This window comes from Paenibacillus sp. CB74, assembly GCF_055687625.1.
Genome location: NZ_CM146009.1, coordinates 921,604 through 945,055, shown reverse-complemented (window position 1 = coordinate 945,055; position 23,452 = coordinate 921,604). Strand labels below are relative to the sequence as shown.

The 23,452-nt window shown below is 43.3% G+C and carries 10 protein-coding genes; all 10 read right to left on the bottom strand.

Going from position 1 to position 23,452, the window contains the following annotated elements:
• Positions 1–4 precede the first annotated feature (4 nt).
• Positions 5–4,411: a hypothetical protein gene (locus ACX9NY_RS04310; RefSeq protein WP_472477228.1), complete on the bottom strand. Its 4,407-nt coding sequence runs from the start codon at positions 4,409–4,411 to the stop codon at positions 5–7.
• Positions 4,412–4,683: 272 nt separating this feature from the next.
• Positions 4,684–10,269, bottom strand: coding sequence for a hypothetical protein (locus ACX9NY_RS04305; RefSeq protein ID WP_472477226.1), 5,586 nt, complete (start codon positions 10,267–10,269; stop codon positions 4,684–4,686).
• Positions 10,270–10,348: 79 nt separating this feature from the next.
• A complete protein-coding gene (locus tag ACX9NY_RS04300) occupies positions 10,349–11,494 on the bottom strand; it encodes a hypothetical protein (protein ID WP_169482058.1) in 1,146 nt (381 codons plus the stop codon).
• A 16-nt stretch (positions 11,495–11,510) separates the two neighbouring features.
• Entirely contained in the window at positions 11,511–13,406 is a 1,896-nt protein-coding gene (locus ACX9NY_RS04295; RefSeq protein ID WP_472477224.1) for a hypothetical protein, read from the bottom strand.
• 11 nt (positions 13,407–13,417) lie between these two features.
• A complete protein-coding gene (locus tag ACX9NY_RS04290; protein WP_076331348.1) occupies positions 13,418–13,828 on the bottom strand; it encodes a hypothetical protein in 411 nt (136 codons plus the stop codon).
• An 18-nt stretch (positions 13,829–13,846) separates the two neighbouring features.
• Positions 13,847–14,290: a hypothetical protein gene (locus ACX9NY_RS04285; protein WP_472477221.1), complete on the bottom strand. Its 444-nt coding sequence runs from the start codon at positions 14,288–14,290 to the stop codon at positions 13,847–13,849.
• Positions 14,263–17,403, bottom strand: a complete 3,141-nt coding sequence (locus ACX9NY_RS04280; RefSeq protein ID WP_472477219.1) for a M23 family metallopeptidase — start codon at positions 17,401–17,403, stop codon at positions 14,263–14,265. The genes ACX9NY_RS04285 and ACX9NY_RS04280 overlap by 28 nt, the downstream gene beginning before the upstream one ends.
• Positions 17,404–17,418: 15 nt before the next feature.
• A complete protein-coding gene (locus tag ACX9NY_RS04275; RefSeq protein WP_472477217.1) occupies positions 17,419–18,831 on the bottom strand; it encodes a hypothetical protein in 1,413 nt (470 codons plus the stop codon).
• Positions 18,832–18,871: 40 nt separating this feature from the next.
• Positions 18,872–19,522 carry an S-layer homology domain-containing protein gene (locus ACX9NY_RS04270; RefSeq protein ID WP_472477215.1) on the bottom strand — a complete coding sequence of 217 codons (651 nt, stop codon included), beginning with the start codon at positions 19,520–19,522 and terminating at the stop codon, positions 18,872–18,874.
• A 14-nt stretch (positions 19,523–19,536) separates the two neighbouring features.
• A complete protein-coding gene (locus tag ACX9NY_RS04265) occupies positions 19,537–23,391 on the bottom strand; it encodes a hypothetical protein (protein WP_472477213.1) in 3,855 nt (1,284 codons plus the stop codon).
• Between the last annotated feature and the right edge of the window lie 61 nt (positions 23,392–23,452).

Sequence of the window (23,452 nt, the reverse complement as noted above, 5' to 3'; positions counted from 1 at the left end):
TTCTTTACGTGAATAACCAGATGCGTTTACCGATTACACACATCTTAGGCCGTGATTTCCAAACTTCCAGTAGGCATTTAATAAGTGCTTCAACACACTTGTCTCCCCCACCGCCTTCGCAGTAAGGAATGACATAGACGTCATCACAGATCCAGTTGGTCAGTTCCATCCAGTCCAGATTAGCGTATTCGTAACTACGCGTACCTACTTCCTGAAGCGAGGTAAACACCCATTTGAATTCATGTTTGCCTTTGGGCACTGGATGTGAAAATGTATAGTATCCACCCTCCTGGGTGAATGTTTTGATCAACTCATCATCAATGAAAAAATCCAGCTGACAATCAAACGGCTCAGGTACCCATACCCATCTTTCGTAGGCTTTGAAGTCATGCACCCGGAAGGTGGTCAGATATCGTTTTCCTGTCCAGTCACTGATCTGTCCCTTCTGATCTGTTGTAATCTCCACTTTATACTTGCTATAAGGCTTGGGAGCCAGTTCATTCAGTTCGAAGCCACGGAAACCATCTCCGTAATACTTTTCATCCCATAACACTTTTCCGTCCTCACGGGTAATTTTCACGCGCATATTACTGTTATCGCAGCCGCCCATCCAGATCGGTTTGTTATTCCAAACTTCGAAGTCAGTCACCTCAGCCCAGGATGAATCAACTTTAATAATGTCATCAATATTAAGTTTACCTCCCCAGATCATGGCGCCATCTCCAGGACAATCTTGTACAAAACGAACTTGAACTTCATACTTCCGCTTCTCATCTGAGGTATTTTCCACTTCAATTGTAACCAATGTGTCATCTTGATTCGTCACATCTCGGGAATGAAGAAATTTCCCTTCTTCGAAGGTTTCAATAACGATTTTCGTCCCAGAACACGCTCTGCTGTTATTTTTGTATAGACGAATAACATCTAGCCAAGCATGACTCCCACCATCTGGTGTTGTAGTGTCTGGTGGATTCGATGGCTCCTTGCCTGGGTGAGGGGAATTGCCTTCAGGGAACATGTTTCCACTTGCATCAATACAGTAGTTAGGCCATCTCTCGGAAAAACTACCTTCACTTAATGTAAATCCACCTGCATCAAGACCTGTCGCGTTGGTTGAGGTTTTATCTTTAATAAGTGTGTAAACCACTTTATATTTGTGCCCGGGTATTAATGAGGGAGGGCTGTTAATGAAATCGCTAACTTTTTGACCATTTTCAACGGATACTTTAATAGTATTAAATTTGTTTTTTTCGTCTGTTAAATCAAACCACTGCACATTCACATAAGTTGATCGATCCACCAAGACTGGATTTAGCAGTTTATTTTGATTCACACCATCAGGATCATCCGTGCGAACCACAAGATCTTTGATGGCTGCATAATAGTAATTACCTTCTTTTCCTCTTTCACGCCCATTATAAGTATCAGTAAGACCTATAATTAATGTATATTTTCCAGGTTTCTCAACTGTAATTGGAATAGAAAACTTTTCTGCTTTTTTCCATTTTGTTTCATCAATACTTTTGCTATTATATCCTTTTTGATCTCCAAAATTATCGTTACAATCGAGAATTGTTACCGCTTGACTTGCTTTATCTTTAGGATAATAAGCAACCCTAAGTCGCCCGGCTTGAATTGAATCTTGTAACAGGTAACACAAATATTTAAATTTAATATCAAATGATTCAACACAATAGAATTCAAAAGTTATCTTCTTGGTATCTGAGCCAAATAAACTATATTCAGGACTTTGAGGGTTGTTTCCAGAAACATCCAATGAGTAATAGTCCACTGTACCATTTGATTTGTTAATAGTTTCAGCACGATCATATTGAGCACTCTTATTATTTAGTTCTCTTTTCACAAAGACTCTTCTCTTTGTTACTGGATAGACTGTCAACAATTCAGAGTAATTGAAACTTCCAATCTTAGGGGCAGTAAACGTACGAACAATTGTCGAATTTTGCTTAGTAACACCCAATGCGTACGCTTGACCAGAGGATGAGTAAACTTCACCTCTATTGGTTGCATCAAACTTAGCAGCACGTGGCGAATGCCCTCCATATGATTTTTGCGCGTACTGGATGTTATTCGTTTTTGAATCTCCTGTATAACACTTCACTCCATATGGATCTTTCGTTGTATCGCCTTGCTGATCAGTTCCCGTACCTGGTCCAGTGGAATCTTCCCCCCCCCCATCTCCGTTACCTGGTGTATATTTTTTACCGTCACGGTATCTCCATCGGAATTGATGATTCCCCGAAGGTAGAGGATACATACAATTGGTCCCTTCTCTGTCATTCGACTGACTGCCTGTCCATACAGAGACACCATCAATTTGTAGTTCCAATTTTTCTCCCGGATCAAATTGCCCTCCGTATTGCCAACAGATGTAACCAGAATTATCTAAATGAGCTTCAAAATCACATATAAAATCCTGATCATGCCCCTGTGCCCACATAACCCCATCACCGTTTACAATTTTTTTCCACACCCAGTTTCCAGAGAATCTTAATGCTTCATGATACTTGCCTTCCTCATTAAACAATTCTTCAAAAACGTTAAAATCTCTTGTTACCCCTTTGTCTGGATCGTATGACGAGTCCATCGCTGGATAGATACGCATATGCTCTTGAATGCTAAACTTAGCTCCAGGATTTAACTCTGCATTATATCTAATTGTATCACCAGATTTTTCTGTTCTAGCTCCTGCATCTGTTACATCCCATCCACGAGTCACATCAACATACGAGCCTAGATCAGTTACAGTTCGATATGTATTGCCAGTATTGTTCCCGTACGTGAATAATTTTTCTATGTTATCGATGAAAGGCTGCTCAGTGTAATAATCTCGAATATAGAATTGGATAATATTTAAACCTTCCTCTAGCGGAATTCGTATCTGCTCCCCCTGGCTATGCATCGTTGAATAGTATTCAAGCATGCCATTTACAGTCACCTCAAACGATTCCGTAGCTCGTAATTGATGAGAATAACTAAACAAAAACCAACCCTCATCTTGCAAGTTCACTTCGGTTTGAGCAATCATATCCCCTTCTATAGGTTCATCCAGTCTTAATACATTCCCTGATCTTACCCATGGCGGACTGCCCGACATCTGCCACTGATAACTCCCAATCCCTTGACCATGAAGCGATGGTTCCCAATGATCAATCTCGTACGTTGGACATATAACTTCAACTACACCTTTTAAATCTACATTCGTCTCAGGACCTGCTATAATTTCGTATTCAATCTTGGCTTGATTAGCTGTTGTTTCTGAATATTCCTCATTGATATTCCACTCTACACCGTGTAAAGATTGAGCATGGCTACCATGCCTGCTTTCTCCATGCTGAGTCCTAGATTCAAAAATGTCATCAAAAAACAATTCATAATCTTTAGTTGGATATGATTCTTTATCTACTCCCATGAAGTAAGCAAAAGAAACTGTACCGTCACATTCATTATCCAAATCCATTTTCATCGTTTTACTTCGATCTTCATCTGTAATGAACTGAGCTTGAAAATGGGCTTGTGCAATGCTTTTTGAAGACTTTACATACCAATCACTATCACTTCCCTCCCCATCCAGATCAATATCCAAAGGAGCAGGCGGCTTGCGTGTATCCACAATCTCAACGACTTCAACATCCTTGATATAGATACCATTGTTCTGCCATACTTCTGGTCTCATTTTGCGGATTAACCAGTCGAACTTGTACATCTGTCCTGGCTGCAACGTAAATGCAGCTTCCTGCCATCCGCTATTCTCGCTCCATTCACCTCCGACTTGCTGCCCATTAATGTAGAACAGCATGCCATTACCGCGCTTGGCACTAGCCAGGTACTTGAACCTGATCTGTCCATAACGCTTCACACGCCAGTTAAATGTGATTTTGGATGAGTTGCCAATCTCCAGAAGCCCTAAATCCAGTTTTAAGATCATCTCTGAACCAGATTGTTCATTTCGGCCTACGGAGTGGACAGCTACCCATTCCTGATCCTCCGTCGAGGATACATATCTGAAGAAATCAGGGAATTTATTCGAGAACGGGACGTCCTTTTTCATTGAAAAGAGCGGGATCTCATATACTGTTGCATCAAAATGATTAAAGTAATTCCCAGTAAAATGATGGTAGTAGGGTGCCGGACAGATCGGCAATGACACACCATGATGACTACCGCCAGGCTTCTGGGCGTTTTCAAGAATCTTGTGAATACAGTCCTTCACCATTTGCAGAACTCGCTGATATTGTGTTTTATCTGGAGGTTGCTGCTGTTCTACCCACCATTCAATCCTGCGGTACATATTCCACAGTGCTTCACGGCATCGTACACTCGCATACCACGACTTATCTTTCAGATATTGCTCAATAATTTGATCAATACTGTTTTCCAGTGCATCCAATTGAACCGTCTGCCATCGTCCTATCTGACCGTAACCTGGATCACCCAGAATAGGATTATTTTCTTCGCCGTGCCGGTCCGTTTCACTCCTCGGTGCATTGGGACTCTCCGGGAGATGCTGTGGATGATTAGGATTGGCATAATCGTCTTTATCAGCTATCTTAGCTCTCATATTGGCGAACAACACGCCTTTCTGAGACATTGTAAACAATCCAAATGTATGACCCATAAAATCACCTCGTACTCGCTATATACGAAAAAAAGAACACTGAGTTAATCAGTGCCCGTTAAATCGTATTGTAATTTGGAATCGGTATAGATTTGTAATTTACCTTTCATGATAGATACTGAGATTGTGTACCACCGATTCCTCTCCCATTTAAAAGGTTGCATCGGAGAACCTACAGACTCTTTTCTACCCGCAACGACATGATACAACTGCATCGGTGTCCTCATATCTAGAGCGTTCGTAGAATCGCCACCGTTGACCATGAACATCCAGTAGTTATTGGTATCTTGCATCTTGAAAATAATACCAACGCCATCGTCACCCTTCTCGTTCTCATCTACCTTGAAATCAACGGAGAATTTATACTGATCGCCCAGAAAATTATTCCGGTACCATCCGTTGATTTGAGAAGTTTCATTTTCACTGTAAAACTTGCCGAGGAGCTCATCCCGTTTCCAATCGCCGCCGCCGAATTGAACCCAATCATCCGCCTGAACAAGTTCAAGTGCATCCATCTCTTTGGAGTATGGAAAATAAACGTTGAACGGGTCATGAGGATCATACTCTTCGGGCACGCCAAAACCACCCTCCCAGTCTTCGGGATTCATTCCGTGGTCCAACAGATTATCGGTATAATCGAAAACAAGTCCCTGCGCGGTAGTATCCATAAGAGGCAGATATCCCTCAGTAATCCGATCCCGATAAGCCAACACCGAATCGACTTCAACCTCAGAAGCGCGTCCTTCCATTTTAGCTTCATGATAGACTTTCATCAGATGCGCTGTTCGTTCAGGCAAAAATGCAAAAAGCTGTTCCAAATACTCTGCCCGCATCTCAGGTCGTTCAGCGAAAATAAAGCCCGTGATCACCTGCGCACATCGTTCCTCAAAGGTTGCAAATGTATCCTCTGGATTCTGCAATTCAGACAAACGAGCATTTGCAATAGTTGCCTCTCTTGTCTGGTTTTCCAGATGAGATATTCGTTCATCCTCTCGTTCTACAGTGATGACATCCTGTTGAACGAGCGCCACTCTAGCCTCAAAATTTGCAAATGAAAAATCATCAACTTCTAGTCCTGATCCACTTAATTTAATTGACATGTTAGTATCTTCTGTAGTTAATTCACCATTAACACTTTTCTTAATTGCTTTCGTTATTTCGTAGGGCCATGTAGAATCAAGTAGTCCTGTTTCACCGGATAATCCTGCCCCAACATTAGCGTGGTGCGCTGAGTTCGTACCTGTCCATGAATAATCAGTGAATTCACCATCGACATTTCCTTTCATTCCTTCTGAACCATCCAGAAGGGAAGCAGCTTGATCCAACTTGCCAGCATTCAATTGCTCTCCCACATGCCCATACTGTTGGTTTTTTAATGCTTCAGACATAATAACAATTGAAGAATAATTGCTCGCTTTGTCGCTCATTAAAGATTGCTCCCAATCAGCCTGGGAATTAGCTTTTGTGCTTAAAAACCTGGTTTCAAACGTAGCCCGAAGAGGATTCAGAATCCCAGCTATATCTTCCTCAAGACCTGTGATTCGCTTGCTCTTTGATCCGTTCCATTGTTCTTCAAGATACGAATCCCTTACACGTTTATGTCCATTGTTGGTGAAGTGGTATTCGGAACTTCTACCATCCTTGATAGCGAGAAGATTTTCTTCCAAATTGCCATATTGAGGCTTGGTAGAAAACAGCATTTCTTCAATTTTTCCATACTGAGGTTTAACTCCGAGTAGCTGCTCTTCCAAGTTGCCATACTGGTATTTACTTGCCTGCAACTCCTCTTCAATCTGCCCATATTTGAGCGGCCAACCTCCTATGGATTCTACTGGAACGTCTGCGTACTTAGGTTTATCCCCGCTGTCAAGATCTTGATCCATCAAACCATATTGATATTTGGTAGCAACCCACTGGCTCTCCAGATTTCCCTGTTGTGGCTTATCAGCTATCCACTGCTGTTCCAGATTGCCGAGTTTGTATACCTGACCCAGAAAATCTTCATTCACCCATGAATCTTTCAATTGTGTAGCATGTTCTAATCGACCTGATTGCTCTGCCAATCGTTCTGAGTTCATGGCTAATTGCATTCCATTTTCCATCTTTGCCTGTCTTAATTCCATATAACTGTAAAATGATCCTTCTACTGCTACACCCAACCGATGATTCATTTCCCCCATATAACCATCATCCCATTGCACTTGACGCAAATCCTGATATCCTAGGCTGTAGCCTTCATTAGATAGACCTTGGCGTAAAAGTGGATCTCCTAATTCATATCCTTCACTTGTATTTGCTTGACGAATTCCAGAAGTGCTGGAGGTATACAACTGTATGACCTGTGCTTTTCTCATTTGTGAAGAAGCTCCTGAGACTATCTCTCCAGTCTGTTGAAGCTCACGGTTAACAGGACTGCCTAAGTTATATTCGTCACTCACATACGCTTGTTGACTGAAACGGGCACCAATGGAGTACTCTTCGCTAATATGCAGTTCTCGCAGATCTGTCGAACCCGCAACGTATGTATTAGAGTGCTCGCCTGACCGAAGCATAGATTCTCCTGTAGTATAATTTTGATCGTTAAATAATCCATCTCGATTATGATTAGAACCATCGACTTTTTCATTCACCATACCTAAGCTTCCCTGTGAGTGAGCAGCGTTCATTTCTGATAGATCCTCATCAAAAACTCCTGGGGATGAATCGACATATCCAAGTGGAGTATCAAAATTAAAAGTGATCGGTTTGGCATCCCAATCTGCATAAGTCACCTCGATAGTTTCTCCACGCCGATCAAACTTTGAACCCGTATTTTGCTCATTCAGCAACCCTACTTGATTATACTCACTGTCTTTTTCCTTGATGGACTCAGACATTTTATCCTCTACATTCCCATGACGGGAGAGGTGATCTGCATCTAGATGTGGTGTGTCTGTCCATGCATCATCGGGCTCTTGATATGCTTCTGGCATGTCCATGTCGATAATAACTTGTTTTAATTCTCTAATCCCCTCTGAACTGAACGTAACGAGTCCATTATTACTTTTCTTATTTGAACACAAGATGCCCACTTCAATTAATGCATCGATTCTCTCTCGAATTCCAGTAAGAAGATTTTCATCCATAAAAGCAACATCATCGGTCTGATACACCGCATCAATCATCATCTCCAACACTAGCGCAGGGCGATCTAATAATTCTGCTGCCAGCAGTGAATCTTCCAAATGGCCCGGATATAACTTGTTTCCAATCGTTCCACCATCACTGATGAACTTTTTCAGTAAGTCATCCAAGTAAACCATATGCTTCTGCGTCATATTTTTTAGGGATTGCCACAATTTCTCTACATTGAGCTCTTTGCTGCCTTTAAGTGCTACATATATCTCATGGTCAAGAAAAAGGTTTTTACTCTCCCTACTCTTCAGCGCCTCGTAAACCGTATCTTCAATCGTCAAAGTCTTATCTTCACGTTCTCCACGTAAAGCTTGGGGTAACCAGATTCCTTGCTCAGTAATACGGTTACCCGCACTTGAGGATTTTAATTCTATCTCATATGTATCCGTTCGCTCGGCATGCACTTCTGTTTTGGGAATATACATGGCTCGCGGACCAACATGACCCGTATCGAATTGGAAAGATACAAATGATTCAAATTTGTCGACCCTGCGTCCTTCTGAATATTCTCGAAGGAGATGTGCAGCTTCTTTATCTACCCGAGTGCCTTCAGGTTTATCCCTCTCAACATTAGCGAATTCTACTGTCTCTCGATGTGCTTCGGGTTTATTTCGCAAGACATTTCCGAACTCCGTAGCATCCCTTGATGCAAGAATTTGCTTATTCGTGTCCTCAACCGCTCCAAGTACAACAATAAGTCGGTGAGCCTTGATTTGCGTATTCACACTTTCAATATAAGTAGGATTATGATCTATGATTCTTTTGCCCCATGGAAATTCCTGATCTATTGTTGCCGGATTATGACCTATAATACGTTGTCCTCTTGGAAAAGCATTTTGGATCACCCAGGGATCACTACGAATATCTCTTAACGCAGATGCAGGGTGATACCTATTGGCTGAAGAGCTGTCCATATAGGTTTGCACACCTTTAGCCATGCTTCCCCATAGACCTGCCTTATTAATCAAGGTTGGTGCTGTCAATCGGCTCCGATCAAAATTCATGATCTTGTTTAAAGAACTAATATCATGCTCCGCGCTTCGTCTATATAACTGAGTTTCCGCTAAAAGCAGTTCTTTTTTAGTATCTCTTTCCACTCGGAGAGACTGATGTACCACACTTGGGAATTGGCGTGTTTTCAGTTTAGCCAAAATCTGTGGGCGCATGATTAATCCGTTTTCGAAATCTTTGCGCTGCCCCCATTGTTGTACGTACTGCATCTGCGTTTCAAAATCAATATTCCGCAAAGCTTGATTGAACTGAGTTAGTTGCCCTTCGACCTGAAGATTTCTTTCACCCTGATCTGGCTTATGAACACTGATTTCTCTCGTATGACCTATTGAAGAGAGAATGTGCTCATGTACGATTTTCATATATTCTTCTTGCAAGGAACGTGAAGAATTCCCTATTCGTATGTCATGATCTATGCTTGAATTCCGTTTATAGGAACGCTTGGAGTTACTCATAAGTTCCTTGGAAGTGTTCCGATGATGGGCTATTGCAGCTTTTAGCATGTTTCCATATGAAACATCGAGTTCACGCCGAGTCAGGGATGAAGCCAAGTCCAGCTTGGATATCCGAATATCTTTCAGCCTCTCTTTAACACTTTCAATTACTCTAACTATGATGCTGTCTCGCTCAGTTTCTTTCAAAGCACCATCCATCATCATTTGCTCCGTGAGCATCGACACTGTCCGATTGGCTAACGCTAGTATCTCAAGCCGGGTATGCTTCTGATGATCTCTGGCTGACGCCATGATTCGTTCAACAACAGTTTCAACTGCATCATCTCGATCGTAACCTCCAAGATAATCCAAAATGACATCCTGATCCGAGAAACGAACACCCCATTGGGATGGATGAATTTTGTCCAAATTTTTCAGCAAATTACGTGTTACTGTAACATTCTTGAATATTCTTAACTCTTTGTTATTATCAACACGCCATGCTGCATCTTCCGTATGCAACTGTCCCTGATGCAGCCACTGCATTCGATCAGCAGCCTTTTGTTCAGAGTCATCCATAAGATCGCTATCTCGAAGAGATGTTCGAATTCCTTCAATTGGTTCTAAGGACTCATCAGCACCTAATCGATTACGCATAGCCTTAATGCCTTCTTCGATCTCACTTTGTACCGTATTTCTTTTGTCTCCAATAGGTATCTCTTTTATTGATACATGATTCCTTGCTCTTCCATCAGACAGAACGATAAATTGTTCTTCTCCTTCCAAATCTCTTTTGATGGAGTCAATCAATTCGTCTTTTATCGTATCATCAGCAGCATTCCTTGCCATGTAGAAATCCAACATTAATATGCTGGCATAGCGACTATAAGGAATATATACAAACATATAGTCCAAAGGCCTGCTTCCTGTACTGCCTATCCTGAGCAAATATCCCTGTGATGTCTGAACAATATCCCGGATGCTGAAATAGTATTCGTTTGTTGTGAGCACTGGCATCACCCCCTCCAAATAAAAAGGGAACTCCTGAGCGGAGTCAGGGTTCCCTCTACTGAATCTATACGATTCAGGTCTATGCTTGTTTACTTGAGTAACGTACCTCTTTCAGAATCGCTACGCCCATACGTTGATTAGCTGATAAGTTCATGAAGTTCTGCTGTGTATCTGTATCGAAATAACGATAAACCTCTTGATGCCAAGGCTTTCCTTCCACGTCAATAATCAACTCATCCAAGTGAAGGATATTATGTTTCGTTACCGCAATGCAATTGTCGAACTGCCCGCGATATCCCTCATAGGGGTGGACAACATAAATTGGAGACAAGTGATATTTGGACGTCCATTTGGATGCCTGGAAACCCTGTGGTTCCAGTTCAAGTCCCGTATCCCCAAGTTCAGGATCAATAAAGGCTTTGCCTACTGGTGGTGCTTGTGTAATGAAAGAAGGATAATGGCTCTGGAATTCAATACCTGATTTAGTCTTGAGCATCTGCAACGTGTTGTTACCTGCAGAAGTATACTGTCCATAGTAGTATGTACCGTCTTTGGCGATTGTTGCGATATCCGGTTCATCAATAACTGCACCTGCCGTCAGCATAACGTTTCCGTCTACATCATTCAGGTTGTATTTGAATGGCTTCAGCGCACCTACATAGAGGAATGATTTTTTGTAATCCAGGAAATTCACAGCCGGATCTGCAACCAGAACCATAGCCAGACGATTATTCATCACATTGATATACATGTAAACCGGCTTTTCTTTGTTTCGATCCGTTGGCGTATGACTCTCCAGTGCCCACTGGTACAGTACAGGGTGACCTGTTAATTTGAATGTAGGGAGTGTTTTCACTGGCAAAGCAGCAGGCTCTTCTCCTTCCAGTCCTTCAAGCAATTGGACCGTCAAAGTACTATGCTCTACATATTTGGGTGTAGGTGTGATCACTCGTGGAACGATGGCGTGATTCGTGAACTGTACATAATATTTTTTGGTGATTGGTTTTTCTGTTGTTCCGATCGTCATGGTGCCTTGAAGAATCAAGAGACTGATACGATTTTCAGCATCCTTTTCCTCATAAAACACCTTCCACGAGTTATTCTCAGCTGTTTCACCCGCTGTTGATTCGAAGGGGAATTTCTCGAAAGCCGTAATCTCCTCCTTCAACTTGTTCAGAAGATCCTGGGATGTTGTAATGGTTTCTACATACTTAAAATTTGCCATGTAATGTTAATCCTCCTTATTTAATTTCCTTAAGTATTGCAATCGTTACCAGGTCAGGAGCAGGCGACTGCTTGAAAAAATTCATCGGTGATTTGATACTGAAGAATTTGTACACTTCCGTCCAATTACCAGCTGCAGGGTTATTATTATCTTTGGAAATCTCCGTATCTACAATCAGTTCGTCCAGATTAACGAGATTCTGATCATATATCGCGACAACCCCATCCATATACCCCCGATAACCTTCCGCCTGGTGCACCAGATAGACTGGACTTGCATGGTATTTCCCAGTCCATAGTGACTTTTGGAAACCATCTTTGTCTAAGACTAGTTTAGACAGTTCTTTCGGGATACTCCCAACATCGGGATAATTCGGCAGTTGGGTAATAAATGCTGGATAATGAGCCTGATACAATACGTTACCTCGAGTTCGGAGAAGAGATACCGAATCCATCCCGTTCGAAGTATACTCTCCATATTGCGCATACTTGTCCGGATTTAAATCCGTTCGAATATCATTTTTGGTATATCCTGTTAGATCCTGTTTCAAATCTCCCATACCTACGGTTAAACCAAAGTTTCCAATGTGATCGTGGTCGTTAAAAGGTACGATTTTCCCAAAGTAACCAAAACTGCGGTAATATCCATGAATATTTGGAGAAGGATCTCCTTCAATGACAACCGCAGCTCGGTCATTATTGACCGAAATATGGTAGGCTACCAGATAATCTGGTCTTCGTTTTTTGTTCGGCAACCATTTCACGGTTGAGTTACGTCCGTAAAAGAAATGGGAAGCTGGACTGATCAGTTCAGTTACACCATCAAAATCCTTGTCCCATGTGATGGTTGGCGGTGTGTACAATTTAGTTGCTTCAGGATCATTCCATTGCTCGTACATCGCTTCTGCTGCTGTCTGATCCACTACAACGGATGTCGACCCAGGTGAAACGGTTGAGGGATTGCAAATTCCTTTGTATGTAGCTGACGGATCACCCTTGCTTAATTCGCCTACAAATCCCACACCATGCTGGCAGTCAAAGTAATTATAATCTCCGCCCGCGAAGTTCTGAGGTTGAGTAAACATGATGAAGTAATCCCGAGAGGAAATGCCTTCTGGTACATCTGGTGTAGCTTTCAGCACAACTTTTGGTGTAGTGTAGTTGGTTGGTTCAGCTACGTAATATCGTTCGGTGAAAGTGTATTTCTCAGCTAAAACAGGCTGTTGATCAACAGTGGTGTAATAACTGCTTGATGTCCCCGTAACTAAATATCTATTGCGTTCAACTCTGAACTTATATCCCAGCTGTGTTAGTGCATAATCCCAATCTTTCGGGAGTTCCGTAAGCAATTCAAATTCATTCCAGTCAATATTATCAACCGTCACGCCGTTCTTCTTTAAATGAACTTGCTTTACAAGATAGACCTTTGATCCCCACTGAGAATCTGCATCAGGAAGTATGACCACAAGGCTTCCTGGCAACATTACAGACTGAGTTATCCCTACACTATCAATGTATTCAAATGAAACAACTTGAATCTTCTTTCCCGTTGGGTTGTTTCCATAAAATGAATTTACCTCAGAAAGAAATCCTTCTTCATCCACTAAAGAAGTACCATCTTGTGTTTTAGTCAAACTCGGTAAGTTAGACGCAATCTTCAATACATCATACAACTTACCATCTGTATGCTTATACTTCCCTTGCACACCTGAACGGGTCATCTCTTTGTAAGTCACCCATACATCTGACATAGACTCGTAGACCTTTTTCCATTTATTTTCTACATTTGAGTCATCTGCCGATGGAATTTTCGCCCCCACAATGGCATCGGCCAGATCGAAAATAATATCCTCTGCTTTACTTTCGCCTGACACGAACCCACTGAACTTGGTTAATGGTACTGTCTGTGCCATGGTCATCCTCCTTATCTCAAAAATTTGATGTTGTACCAGACCGACTTGGCTTCAGCCACCGCGTTAAAAAAGTCAAACGTGATGGTCGTTCCCGCTGGAATGGGGTAGACAATCCCGAAACTGTTCCCCATGGAAACCGACTCGGGAAGTTCCTTCGCATAAATGGTGCGGCACACCTTTTCCGTCCCGATCGTCAGTTCCCAGTAATCGCCGACACAGTAGTGACTCGCAGCAAACGCAATGCTCAGAAACTCCGTGTCATACGCCAAGGTGAACGTATCCGACTTGGTGGTCTTCGCCGCCGGAATGTCCAACATCTGTCCCCGAATGAACGGGATCGTCTTTTTACTGAAGTGTGGGTACGGCAGCTCGCGCACTTTGTCGATGACGCCACCCGCGATGTAAGATACATTAAATGCCATGGAACCACCTCCTACATGTTATATACGACTTACGCTCGTTCCAGTTAAGCGTCCTTCGTCATCATAATTTAGAGCAATATTGTAAGTGAACATCGACTCTCCAGATGCATCATATGTACGGGCCGTCACCTGCGTTAACCTGAAATACTTGTAATAATCATAATCCGGATGGGAATAGCCCACTCCGGAAGGAAAGTCTTCCTCATCCTCTGAGCCAAACTTCATCCAGATCGAAACCTTCCATGCCGATTCATACAAGAGGTCTGCTCCAGTCACCCGGTCGGGGTCCTGCATGTGCTCCCGATATAATGTAACGGAGGGCTCACCTTCAAGAGGAGAAACATTCGAATTGGAGATACTGCTATATTTGCGAAGTTCCCGGTGGATGAGATCCAGCACGGGAAAAACAATATTTTCATTCACAATGCCGGCCATTACACCATCACGCCCTTTCTTGCCCACATCATATCAATGACCTGTAACATGCCACGGTCGACCGAATAACTGGTTTTAATACTTTTAATCGTATATACAGCTCGAGTGGTGGTCGTTTTATCCGTCACAATAACGTTGTCGAGCAGATCAAGCGCAGGATTCGCAGGAATGGATACCTGAAGCGTACGGCACATCCGTTTCATATCAAAAAAAGCTCGCTCTGCCACCTGTCTTTTAGCTTCGACCGTCTTCGCCCAAGGAACGGCCAGCACCATGGTTCGGATCTCTCCTTTGAGTTCGAGCAAAATCTCTTTGTCCACGAAACTGCTCTGACTTGAATTCGAGTCGATAACAACGATGTGACTTCTTCCTCTGGACCAATCCGTGGATTTGGTAATCGAGATCAGATTGTCATTCTCGGAAAACTCTGCCACGACAGGTTTGTCATAATTCAAACGTTCCAGTCGGTATGTACCATAACGGTCACAGTAGCTTCGATACGGTATCTCCGAGATTACCTCCTGCACAGCTTCTGTAACTTTGGTGGACCATTGCTCAAACGTCCTGCCATATTCCTCGATAAATGGATTAAGCCATCCATTCGGTGTCAGCACTGTACTTGCGTCCTTAACTTCAAACTCACCTTCCTGACCCGGTACGGGGACAATGACCCTGCCCGTCTTCTGATTCACCTCAATCAGATAGGTCTCGTCAATCACATAGTCAGGATAAGAGCGATCCTCACTGGTTGCCCTCCAACCCACCATACCTGCATGTTTAACCAGATCTAGTACAACGGTTGATTTGACCCAAGCCGGCTTTTCAAATTCTACAGGCTGAGCGGGTGTTGGTGTAACTGCCGGAGTGGAGGTTGCTGTAATGGTCCAGCTTGCCGGGTCTGCGAGCATCTCCTGATAATAGGTCCATACCTTGTCCACCCAATTCTCCCGATCCTGGCTCCAGGTCATCGGAGCAATATCTCCACCATTATGGAAATAAAGTACATCCGCCTTGGAACTCACTTTTTTCCCTCTGGAAGCCAGTGCCTTGGACATCCGTTCTGCTCCGCGCTTCATTTGCTCCTGAATTCCCTTGTACAGTGGATTGCAAGCACTTGTACTAGGACAGCCATATCCAAGAATGAAGCTGCCGTTCTCATCTTTACCCTTACCTTGTGTTCCGAGAACGGTCTCATGCCTGCATATCGCAAGCAAAAACTTATGATCAGGCACACCATACGCTGCAGCTTGGGCCTGTGCGGCCTGAATGATGGATGATGTCCGGTCCGTGCCAACTGCTGCAGGCGGCACCGGATCTGGCACATTATCAATCTCATCTACTTCTGGATAGGCTTTTTTCTCGGAAATGACTTTCTCGATAATACGCTTGTACATATCTCGAGCCGTGATCTCCAACGTGGAGCCTTCGCCATTGATGTCCACCTTATCAATCAGTCCCGTAAATACCCGCATCATGTGCTGACCATATCCCATATATATGCGTATCGGTGTGTTTTCACTCAGAACCCCGATATGGAATCCGTTTGCGAAATACGACCATGGAGATGGTACGCCCCCAAGCTCAGGAAAATGAGCAGGATTATAATCGGGGGAGAAGAATCCTCTCGGATTGGAGATCGTCAGCCGTGCTTCCCGGGCTTCAGAATCAAACTGATCATCGATTTCGGCACTAATGATATTGGGAAGAACCTGTGTGTCCATATAAACAAAAGACCCGACCTGAATAACATCCGTCTCGACCCTTTTATTATTGATAAAATCTGTGTAGCTGTTCGTTTGATAATATCCTTTAGATGGATCGAGCCCTTCTTCACTCTTTTGATTCTTCAACGGAGCAGGCAACAACTCTTGAATGCGAATATAATCAATGGCGAATTTTTTATACTTCTTACTTGAAGCAGGAACAGACCCGGTTGGGACAGTGGAGTTTTGTTTGCCCCCATACGTCACCTTAATCTTGATACTCTTGGCTTTTGCAGGGATCACAATATTATTCAATTCCGTTAGTTTGGTCAGATCATATGCCCCGTTGAATTTATTGACATAGGCATACGTTTTACCATCAATCACCACGGCGAAAGAATCCCCTTCCGCTTCACTGAAATTAGTCCCCATTCCAATACTAAGCAACCCTTGTGTGGGCATACTCAGTTTCGTCACGTTAATTTCGAATTCAGCTACGGCAGCTTTGCCTTCAAACGTATATAGCAACTTGCCTCCTGAATCAAACATAGTCCAGCCCGATTCAATCTTGGCATAATCCGAAAATTTCAATCCGGTTGTATAAACGTCTTTCTCATGCCAGTTTCGCTTGTCAAACTTCTCATTCAGTTTAATCTCTCCGGGATATCCCTCGACCTGAACCGGCTTTACATCAGTAAATGTTGTTCTAGCATTTCCATGCAACTTGCGCTGGCCCTTGAAATACAATTCAGGATTAACTGCCTTACCGCCTTCTCCTGTTCTAGTTGTTGGATTGACTCCTTCCCAGATCTCAAAATGTAGATGTCGTCCCTTGCCCGCCGCACGTTCAGCCGCGGATACCTTATGCCCACCAGTATATACGCCACCTGTATTGCCTAGCGTTCCAATGACATCCCCTTGGGCTACTTCATCATCCACCGAACAGAGAATTTCTTTGAGATGAAAATATTTGGTGATTACACCGTTGGCATGTCTTATATTTACGGCATTACCAGCACCTTCTGTTTTATTCTGGGATATTCGGACTACCTTTCCTGACCAAGCAGCCAGAATTGGCGTTCCAATGTCATCCCACAAATCAATACCTTTATGAATTCTTGTACCTTTATCACGAGGAGCTCCGAAATTATCCGTAACTTTAATCGTAAAAAACGTTTTACCCTTGACAGGAAAAAAAATCTCCTGAGCATTCGCTTGAGTCGAACCATTATATGTACCATTGCTCGACTCATCCACCCAAACGGATTCTGTACTGATGATGGGTACCTGCTCGGTTACGATATGCCTGAACTCTTCTGTCCGTCCCGGGATAAAGGCCAGCCGATCTACTTCGACACGGATATTGGGAAGCGCTCCTTCCCCCAGCTTCAGACGCTGGGATAGCACATTCATAACCTCATCCGAAATTGGAATCATATTGTAATCTCCCCCTTACTTGAATCGCTCGATGGTCCATTTCATGAATCGGTCCAGGAAAGCTGCGGCTTCAGCCCGTGTCATAGCGGAATTTCCAAGGAACCATATCTCTTCTTCGTCTGTGCCATTTACAGGTCTCCCCATTTCCGTAACTACTGCCGCACCATCCATCTTTTTCTTGATAGGAATGCCATTAATGAGTGGATCATTGTTCGCAAATGTTTCGTCCTCCATTTCTGAGACGGCTATTTTCCAAAAGGCATCCTTGGACTGTTCTACCCGCTCACCTTTGGTTTGATAATAAATGGCTGAATCTTTGCCAACGTCTGCAAACCTCTCGCTCACATCTTTGAGATAATAGAACGTCACTTCGTCGCCTTCTGAAAAAGGTTGATTAAATACAACCGTGTGGTTGTCAATTTCCGAATAAGCGGGGGTTTCTGGGACGTTATCTTTTTTTTCGTCTTTAAATTTCACTGTGACTTTAAGTTTCTTTTTACCTGCCGGATAATTGCCGTTAAGTCTAAAGACCCGTTGACCTTGAAATGCCGTAATAGGCTGATTAATCTCCGTCGTTGGTGCTTTCATGTCCGTAAATCTGGCATAGAACACCTTGCGCAACTTGTTAATCAGATGAAAGGCTTCTCCCCGCTGTATAATGGCATTAGGAAAAAAACAATTGTTGTAGGCTGGTTTGAGGGTTGTTGCTTTGATATTTTCACTCATGAACTTGTTATTCTTCGTCCAATAATTGAACTTGCAGGTGACACCGTTCAGATTAAAAGGAAGAAACACCGAGCCCCCAGGGCTGACACAATATACATCCGTTCGGTAACCAATCGCCTTGGTTGCAATTTTGGTTACCGCCTCTGCGTCTCCCATGGTGTCTGCCCATACCTCGGAAGGAATACTGAGTCTGCGAAGCGGTTGGCCTGCTGCATATAAATATTCCTGATGATTACGACTGAATGGATCGTAGAAATAGGTCGTCGCTGCGCTAAGTACAGCTCTGGGCAGATCTCCAGTCCAGGACACCGGTGGCCTTTTCCAAGCACTGTCCAGCAACGGTTCACCATAACTACAGAAGGACACCACCTGTCCTGCTTTTACACCGGTATACAACTCCACATCGGTTAATCCCTTACTATTGGTTTCAGCCGTTTGGTAGATGGTTTGAACACCGTCAATAAACACATACAGTGGGTTGTCATCTGTTGGTTTAATCAGCACAGGCAGACTGAATGAGGTTTGCCCCGCTTGCCCCTTGATTTCTTCATATACAAAAGGTTTGCCTTCCTCAAACTTGTTATAGTTGATCCCGGCAACAAAGACTTCACCATCTTCCAAAACTATATTCGTGGCTTCCATAACATCGTTATAGAACCAGTCCCCTTCGTTTACATCAACCCATTTTCGTATGATAAACACCTCCTATCTTTAGAATAGACAGAAAAGAGAGTAGGTCACCCTACTCTCGAATTGTTCGTTCCAGCAGACGCTTGGTACGCATCAGAAAAGTAACAAACTCTGCTCTGGTTATAAAGTTTTCCGGTCTGAAATATAGAATGGGTGTGCCATCCAATTGGGTTACAACCGTCAATCCCAAATCAGCCAAGCGTTCAATGGAATCTCTTGCCCAGTGGTCTTTACCTTGTGTCGTCTGTAAATCCTGAAACTGTATCGCACTCTTACGGTCATATCCATCTTTTTTGATCAGGGTCATGGTCAATTCGACCTTGTACCCCTTCTGATCCTTATCCATCGTATCCTGATGGTAGAAAATTGGGTCAACTTTGATGGACTCTACAACACCAACATAGATATTGCCCTTCTCATCATAAAATTTGTGTGTCCAGCCTACGTACATGACGTAGTCGTGATAGGATTGCTTATCTTTAAACAGGATGTTAATGATCGCCTTGTACGAAGACACACCCATCTGATGAAAATGTGAGGGAGCATTAATCATTTTAATTTCCCTTACTTGCGGATTGGGCGAAGGTGAAGAGTACGGATCAATAATTCTTCCGTTTACTGGCTCGAACTTCATGCCTGTATCTACATATAGCTTTCTTTTATAACGGTCATTAACTAAGCCAAACGGATTTTGCTGAGTCATATCAGAGTTCCTCCTTATCTACTATATCTAGGGATATGATTCGTTCCCATTCCCGCACCAACATTGCCGGACATTCGGTTTGCAATACCAGGACTGTTCTGCCGCAGTGTCTTGTCCAACGTAGATGTCAGTCTCTCCACATCTTTTGTGCTGCCTGTCATATTGTCGATGTTCACATGAACCGTGACATCACCCGAACCAACCATCACACTTTTATGTGTATTGTTCGTGGTCATGTAATCAAAGTAATCCATGACCTTTAGACCTGCTGGAATGTTGAAAGTGGATATCGGTTTATCCATTTTTTTACTAATTTCAGCCAAATTTTTGGCTTGTTCTACACCCAATGACTGAATCTGTTTAAAAATATCCATATATTCATTGGACCCTGGTTTAAAAACACCGCTACTCAGTAGATTCTTCCACTCTTGCTTGATCGAACTTATCTGTGAGTTCATTTCGGATGCACGGGATTTGTTCAATGCAATTAATTCGGGTGCATCTTCCTTACCCCCATTAGCTGCAAGGAGATCATACATTCGTTTATCATAATCCAACTCCGTCAATTCAAACTGATCATTCATCTTGCGTCTAAGCTCATCAATTTGGCTGTTTTTGACACCATTCAGTTCAAGCTCTGATTGTGCCTTCTGCTGTTTCTTCTCATTGATCTCCAGACCCAGTTCATCTTTCTCCTTGCCTTCAGCCATCTTGTCGTACGTCTTCTGTAAGCTTGCAATAGCCTTATCAAAGAACTTGATATTCTCTTGCAAATATTTCTCCATTAGCGCACGCATCTGACCCGAATCTTCGCGAACACCACTAATCAACAGACGGGATCGTGTCACTTGGTAATTGGTTTCGTTGTCACTTGTTGATTTGTTAAGCTGCCGATTAATTTTGGCGATCATTTCATCAATACCATTACTTTGCGGCTGAGGCTTATACCCATTAGCGAATGCCCCAATTCCGCCCGCAGCAGGAATGTACTGCATTTGAGGTGGAATGTATTGTATCTGCGGTTGTTGTTGAGTGTTATCAATAGGTGGCTTTCCTGACTCTTTATCCATTTGAACCTGAGCGTCTTTTTTCTCTTGCTCGTAGTTATACTCTTTAGCCAGTTTCTTCTCAACAGCATCTCCGCCTTTTTCGGACCATACCGCTTTGAAACCCGCCCAGTAATCCCCCATCTTATTGTTGGTGGCATTGTTTCCGAACAGGGTGCTCATTCCACCCTTGAAGATCCCATCCATTCCAAGGTTAAGACCTTTCCATACTTTACCTACAAATGAGGATTGCTCCATATCTTTAAAATCCTTGGCCAGTTCCTCTTTATTTGATGCACGAATACTTTGCTTCTCCGCTTCTGACTTACCCATATTACTCAGCGGATCAACAAGACCGGACACTACATCCACAGCAGTCATGGCAGCCCCAAGATAAGGAACGGCTTTTAGGGGTTTCAGTATCGTCTTACCCAACTTGCCGAGCTTTGCCCATTTCCCTGGAATGTCTCCGTTCTTCTTACGCTCGATCGTGATATCACGCTGGGTAAGGATATCTCCAGGGGTTCCGTCAGGTTTATCCGGTCCTCTGAGTACTTTTCCATCCTTGTCACGAATAGGTGCATGACCGTTGAAAAATGCTTTTTTACTACCGACTTCCTTCATATCTTCGAATCTTTGTTTAATCCCTCGTCGCTTGGGCTTGTCCTTCTTCTTCTTGTCTGAGCCAAAATCCATAACTTCCTCAATCTTTGATGTAGCCATATCCTTAATTGCATCATTGATGAGATCTTGATGTCTCTCTAGAAAGGGTTTGTTTGCTGAATCTTCCTTGTCATCCTTAACAGGGGATTCACCACTTCCTGCTCCTGGAACAACTAGCAATCCTCCTGGACCACTCATCATACTCGCGAGCTGAACTTGTTCAAGTTCCTTCAGTTTGGATATGTATGCTGTAGCATCAATCATGCCCTGTCTAAAAGACGCATTTAACTCATTGACTTCGGTTCTCAGTTTAGAGAGAACATCATTCAACAGCGTTGACTGTTTACGCAGCTTCTGGATCTCGGATTCGTAGCGCTGAACATCGGTGGAACCGTATGTAAACTCAGCATTAAGGAAGTACAACTTGTTTCGTAGTTCAACTGCATCCAGGTCCATGTCATCCATCGCCATCATCAAAACTCTAGATCGATGTTCAAGTTGCATTATGGCTTTACTCGTGTCATCCAGTTCTCGGCCTAGAAACTCAAGACTTCGCTTCGTCTTCGCAATCTGAATATCGAGTGAATGCATTTCTTCTCGCAACAGAAGAAGTTCTCGACTATACGTTTTGACTCGCTTCTCAGCTTCGTCACGTTCTTCTGCATGAATGGAAGAAGCCGCTATATCCCCATCTTGTATAGCCTGATTGTACATATCATGTTGATGATCTCGGTTAGTCCGTGCCTGAAGTACCTCATCTTGCTTAACTGCGACCCTACTTTGAATTTCTGTTCTGCGATGATCCAGAGTCTGTAGACGACTCTGCTGTCTGCCCATTTCTTGTGCTACACCAGCACGTTGCACATCCGTGACTCCAAGTCGCTCGGGAACATCGCTCCCCGTTTTTTCGACTTTCCCTGGATCCGCATTCGTAGCACCGTATCGTTTCTGATCGCCTTCATTCATCACTTCACCGAACTTATTCCACGCAACCTGAACACCGACTTCATCCATAATTCGGTTAAGCAGTTCCATATGATCAACAATGCCACCCGTACGATCACCAATTAACCGCATGACTGCGATCAGATAATCGCCCAGCTCGGTAAATTCATCTTTCAACCCTTGCATCGCCTCATGTGTTGCAATCTGAAATGCGATCTCGATCTCTCGTTGTCGGAATTGAAGGTTGTCTCTACTTCCGGTGCGCTGATGAATCGATGTGTTTGCATCCGTAGCCTTCAATTGTTCAGCAAGAAGATCGAATCTAACTCGATTTGATGCAAAAGCCTGCTGCGGATTATCTCCTTTTTCCTGGACTGCCAATGCAGCCTTGCTAATCCAGTTGGCTAATGTATCCTCTTGTGCAAGCGTTCCCTCATGGTTACCAACCACTGGAAGGGTCTGACGCATCATATCCATCAAGTCCTGAACGCCAATATCCAACAGCGTTGAAGCTCTGATCATCATGTCTGTGACTTGTGACAGATCAAAGCTACTGCTTCCCCATGCCGAAGTGACAGCTTCCAGGCCTGTTGCCGTCTGTTCTACATCCGTATTGCTCACAGCATGTAGCTTGGCTACTTCATCGGCAAAAGCGACAGCTTCAGAGGCATGATCATAATTACGAGAACCAATGCGATAGGCAAGCCCTACATCTTCCTGATCCATACCATGTTGCAGTGCAATTCGTTGCAGATTTTTGAACGTTCCGGTTTGTGTGTATTGCCCACTGTCATTCGTTGTCCCAGAAGATCTAAGCTCGAAATTCTGGTCGGCCCGGCTCATCTGTTGATCCATCTGCTGCGACGAGTCAAGAGATTTCTTGAGCATTGTTGACGAATATCCCTTGGTTTCACCTGCTGAAATATATTTCATCGTATTCATCACGGAGTCTAACAACTCCTGTGATCCAGCTGCAGACACATTCTTCAATTCCCTAAACGCTCCACGATAAAAAAGCTCCAGATCGTTAGTCAGCGTTTCTATCATTTGCGACTGCATATCACTTCTGATCGTCTGCACACGTCTAACCAGCGTGCTAACACCTGATTGGTAGCTCCCTTTTAGTGCTGTGTTTTGTCCAGTTAATTGATCTCTATCCGTTAATATTTCTTGTGTTAAGGAGTGTTTGTCTCCTTGTCCTTCTGTTTCAGTCAATAGAATCACCGCCTTTATGCATAAATCCCGTTCTACCTTCATTTAGGCAAAACGGGATATC

Bases quoted from the DNA above. Each gene is read 5' to 3' on its own strand.
- ACX9NY_RS04300 (WP_169482058.1), bottom strand. From the start codon at position 11,494: ATGGCAAATTTTAAGTATGTAGAAACCATTACAACATCCCAGGATCTT.
- ACX9NY_RS04295 (WP_472477224.1), bottom strand. From the start codon at position 13,406: ATGGCACAGACAGTACCATTAACCAAGTTCAGTGGGTTCGTGTCAGGC.
- ACX9NY_RS04290 (WP_076331348.1), bottom strand. From the start codon at position 13,828: ATGGCATTTAATGTATCTTACATCGCGGGTGGCGTCATCGACAAAGTG.
- ACX9NY_RS04280 (WP_472477219.1), bottom strand. From the start codon at position 17,403: ATGATTCCAATTTCGGATGAGGTTATGAATGTGCTATCCCAGCGTCTG.
- ACX9NY_RS04270 (WP_472477215.1), bottom strand. From the start codon at position 19,522: ATGACTCAGCAAAATCCGTTTGGCTTAGTTAATGACCGTTATAAAAGA.